The following is a 4,124-nucleotide window of genomic DNA, read 5'->3' as shown; positions in this document are numbered from 1 at the left end:
CACTCGTGTTAAAGAAATTAAAGCAATAAAAAAAGTTCCTAAAGGCAAAAAGTTTTTATAAAAAGTATAATAATTAAGCGAAACATGAATCCTTTTTGAAGGAGGTTCTAATGGTTCAAAATATAATTTAATGTCTTTTCTTTTTTTATAAATTGAATACTCATACCATCTATCAGAAACAATCTCTTTAAAAAAACAATAAATTAACTTAAATAAAACTCCTAAAGTTGTAAAAGATGAAAAGTAGCGACAGTTGTCTCTTATAATACCAGCTTGTAAAATTGGAGTATATCTTTCAAAACGTAAATAAGCTCCCTCTATTGGAGAAAATTCAATCTTTAGGTCTTGAAGTGGCTTAACTCCTGAATGAATGTTAAAAAAACACATAAAAATTTTATCCGTTACTTTTGAGTAGGTTAAGTCAGTTAATTTTTTCATTTTTCATCTTTCTTTGCCAAAGCAACAAATGCAATAAAAAATGGGTTTAAACATAAAACACCTGATAAATATCCAATTCTGCTTATATACACAACATGTTTACCATACAGATGAGTAGTTTCAAGAAATTCAATGCTTGTATCTGGTCGTCTTTCATAAACTTTAAAAGTATATTTTCCTGAAATTTCAAATTTTTCAAAAAGTAAATAAATTAACTTAACCATAGCTGCTAAAGGAGTAGTTAATGCAAAATAAGGCTGATGTGGTCTGATAATTACTTTTTTGGGAATTTTAAGTATATATTTTGTAAATTTAATCTCAGCTCCTTCAATTGCATTATAAAGAATTTCTGTATAAAAATTTGCTTCACCAAAACGTGGTCTAATATAAAAAATAGCAGCATATTTCTTTTTAGGATATACTGAACGGAATATGTCAGTTATTTTATACATTTATTCTCTCATATTGATTATTATTTATTCCCCACCAAGCCATTGCAATAGCTTCAGCTTCGTGATGTTGAGATTTCTTTAAAGATAATGAAAACCTTCTATTAACCCATTCTACAACATGAATTTTATCTCTTTTACCACTATCTAAAATTTTCTTCCATTTTGTTGGAGCAACTAAAATATAGGGAATACTAAATCCAGTTAATATGCCAATCCAAAATCCATATGTCTTACAAAAACTACAGGTGCTTACTACTCCCTGTTTTGGACGAGCAGTTGCTTTCTCTAATATAACTAAATCTGGATTATATTCAATTAAAAGCTTCCAGATTTCATCAAAAGGACCTTGAGTATGATATATAATTTGTGATTGATCAAAAATAGCTACTCCTGATATTTTTCCTGGATCAATAGCACCTACTTTCACTTCTTTCCAATAACTGGAACTTTATTTAAAATTGATTTTACCACTTCTGGATTTTCTAAACCTCTTCGTAAAAGGTATAAGAAAAATACCCAAACTAAGACACTTGAGATTTCTTCAAAAATTCTTGCTTTATCACCAATTTCTTCTAAATATAAAACTTTTAATGCAAAAAAAGTCCAAACAATAAATACACCAAGAACAATAATTCGAGTTATAATTTTATATCTTTCAATAAATGGACATTTTTTTTCTTTTAAATTATTTTCAATTCCTCCCAACTCATCTGGGTCTGTCATTTATTTTCTCCTCTAAAAAATTTATTGTTTCTTCTATCTTCCCTAAAATAGTTACTATTTTTGCAAGCAATTCAAATTCATCTTTTTTATAAGCTTCTGATTTAATTTCTTTTATTATAAAATAAGCATTTTTCAATATACTTATAGCCATATTTTTATCAGCTTCATCAAAAGGCATTTTATTGACTACCTCCTTTTTTTTATGATAGCATAATTAAAAAAACGAAGCAATAAAAAATGGCTAAAGTTGAACATATCTTCCTAAGCACTGTAGACATATCTCAAAATATCAACAAATTCATTCAAGGTTGGCAGGCATTAAGGGCGGCAAAATTAGGTAAAAAAGGGATAGATGTTGCTAAAGCAAGAGCTAATATGGCATCGGCAGTTGCTGCCATTGCTGATACCATTATTTCTCTTTTTAAAATAGACCCCAAAGCAGCAGCAGGAGCATCCATTGCAATAAACACTGCTTATCTTGTATCAGCAGGTATAGGAATTATTAGTGCAAGTGTGGCAGGTATTATTGGCGCTATTGCAGCTATTGGATTTGGAATAGCAACTTTATTTTCTAAACCACCAAGAGTATACTGGAAGGGAAGGATTGACATCTCATTCAATGAAAAATACCCATATGTCTTTGGCATTAAAGTAAGAACAATTGCACAGGAGACAGTAGGTGATCTTGCTCCTCAAGTAGGCTCTTTATTAGCAAAGGATTTAATTGAACCCTTAAATGAAGCATTAAAAAAACTACCAGCAGAAGATGCTCCTTTTGCCTTAAGATGGGCAGTAAGACCGCCAAAATATGTTGATTTAGAAGTCGATGCAGGTAGGGCAACCAAAGGAGTGGAAGAAAGATTCAGCAAAGCATTGGCAAATGAAATAATTAAGGTTCAAAATGCAATAAAAGATACAGCAGTAATGTTATCCTACCTTCACTTTCTTGCCAAATTAAAAGCACAAACTCTTATTGAAGAAGAAGCTTTAAATAGACTTCCTCAAATTGCCTACAAAGTAGAAGGATTATGGAGAAGGGAACTACAGAGGCTGGCTATTAAGTTGATGCAGAGAAGGGAGTATGAAAGAGATATTAGATGTTTTACTAAAGCAGCTATTTGGTTAGTTTTAAAAGAAACTCACTGTCCTCCTCCGAAATTTGCTCCAGGATATTGGTGGTGTAATTATCCTTTTTTTAGGGAATTTAAAAAAAGCTTTCAACCTTCAAAAGATTATGATATAAAGTATGGTTTAACTTTACTTCATAATAAAAAACCGCCAATGAATTCAATCATTTTTCATGTTTATACAGGTTATAGTAAAATTACACATCGTCTTGTTAGGCATCCCTCATGTAGAAAATTTTTAAAAGAATGTATTTTAAGAGTAAGATTAAGAAATAATAGACTAGAATTATATGTTGACTATAAACCAGATTGCCCTAATATTCCAGCTAAATATATGCCTTACTGTAAAGGCATTGAAAATTATTTCAAATCTTTAATTAACTTTTGTTTAGGATATTCGAATTATTTATTAGGAGAAATTCCAAAAGATGCAGCTCAATTTATAAGCAAAAAGTTAGCCACTATCCAAATAGCATTTGGTTTTGAATTTGGTTTTGGAGAAGTGCTACGAAGATATAAAAAGTATATATGTTTAAATCCTTATATAAAATTGTTAGGTAACTTTACAGAAGCAGTCAATTCAGTAATGCAAGACATAATTGACCTCTACCAATTCTGGCAAAAAGGCTATGCTGAAGAATGGAAAAGGAGAATGAGGGTTAAGATTCTTAATCAAATGTTACCTCAAGCCAGATTATTAATGAAGCCTCGCATTATGAAATTAGGAGCAATGTATAGTCAATATCCTGAGCATAAAATACCTGAAGCGATTGGAAGGATTCAGGTAGAAACTATAAGGCTTGTAAGAAAAAAGATGGAAGAGATAAAGGATTATTTGCCTATTATTGAGAAAAATAAAGAGTGGATCATTAAAAATTTTGGGGTCAAAGAATATAATAGAGTTTTAGCAGTTGCTTTGAAGAGACATGATGAATTAAAGAGAAAAGAGGAAGAGGCTAAGATGACTTTGGCTCTTAATAACAGGATTAAAGAATTGAAAGAATTACAAAGAGAGGAGGAGTATTTAAAAGCTAAAAGAAGAGAAAAAGCGTTAGAGGCACAAAAGTTATTAATTAAAGAGAAAGAAAGAACAAAAGAACTTGAAGCCAAAATGAAAGCATTAATAAGTGAAGTTGAACTTTTAAAGAAAAAAATAGGTTTAAAAGATAAAGAAATTGAAGAAAAAAAGATTGAAATTAAAGAAGCACTAGAAGAGAAAAAAACTAAAGAGAAAAAGATTAATAAAATACTGCCATTACTATTAGCTTCAGGAGCAGCATTTTTGGTGTTAAAAGGAGAAGAAACTTGATACTTGACATTGATTAAAAGTTGAGTTATTTTAAAGTAAAGGTCATTAGAGCCCAATAGAGCCACTAATAGGACG

General features: G+C 30.2%; 6 protein-coding genes. 1 reads left to right on the top strand and 5 read right to left on the bottom strand.

Going from position 1 to position 4,124, the window contains the following annotated elements; all coding sequences use genetic code 11:
- The 5 genes from LWW95_11855 to LWW95_11835 form a co-directional block, all read right to left on the bottom strand.
- Positions 1-438 (bottom strand): hypothetical protein (locus tag LWW95_11855; protein ID MDL1957721.1); only part of this gene is annotated, 438 nt, incomplete at its 3' end.
- Positions 435-890 carry a hypothetical protein gene (locus LWW95_11850; protein ID MDL1957720.1) on the bottom strand — a complete coding sequence of 152 codons (456 nt, stop codon included), beginning with the start codon at positions 888-890 and terminating at the stop codon, positions 435-437. The genes LWW95_11850 and LWW95_11855, both read right to left, overlap by 4 nt.
- Positions 883-1,317, bottom strand: coding sequence for a hypothetical protein (locus tag LWW95_11845; protein MDL1957719.1), 435 nt, complete (start codon positions 1,315-1,317; stop codon positions 883-885). Before LWW95_11845 ends, LWW95_11850 begins: the two co-directional genes overlap by 8 nt.
- Entirely contained in the window at positions 1,314-1,613 is a 300-nt protein-coding gene (locus LWW95_11840; protein ID MDL1957718.1) for a hypothetical protein, read from the bottom strand. The genes LWW95_11845 and LWW95_11840 overlap by 4 nt, the downstream gene beginning before the upstream one ends.
- Entirely contained in the window at positions 1,597-1,791 is a 195-nt protein-coding gene (locus LWW95_11835) for a hypothetical protein (protein MDL1957717.1), read from the bottom strand. Before LWW95_11835 ends, LWW95_11840 begins: the two co-directional genes overlap by 17 nt.
- Positions 1,792-1,850: 59 nt before the next feature.
- Between LWW95_11835 and LWW95_11830 the strand changes: the two genes are divergently transcribed.
- Entirely contained in the window at positions 1,851-4,049 is a 2,199-nt protein-coding gene (locus tag LWW95_11830) for a hypothetical protein (GenBank protein ID MDL1957716.1), read from the top strand.
- Positions 4,050-4,124: the final 75 nt, after the last annotated feature.

The organism is Candidatus Desulfofervidus auxilii (assembly GCA_030262725.1).
Taxonomy (GTDB): Bacteria; Desulfobacterota; Desulfofervidia; order Desulfofervidales; family Desulfofervidaceae; genus JAJSZS01.
This window is presented reverse-complemented; position numbering and strand designations above follow the sequence as displayed.

Excerpts from the sequence above, each read along its gene's own strand:
- LWW95_11850 (MDL1957720.1), bottom strand. The coding sequence starts at position 890 with ATGTATAAAATAACTGACATATTCCGTTCAGTATATCCTAAAAAGAAA.
- LWW95_11840 (MDL1957718.1), bottom strand. The coding sequence starts at position 1,613 with ATGACAGACCCAGATGAGTTGGGAGGAATTGAAAATAATTTAAAAGAA.
- LWW95_11835 (MDL1957717.1), bottom strand. The coding sequence starts at position 1,791 with ATGCCTTTTGATGAAGCTGATAAAAATATGGCTATAAGTATATTGAAA.
- LWW95_11830 (MDL1957716.1), top strand. The coding sequence starts at position 1,851 with ATGGCTAAAGTTGAACATATCTTCCTAAGCACTGTAGACATATCTCAA.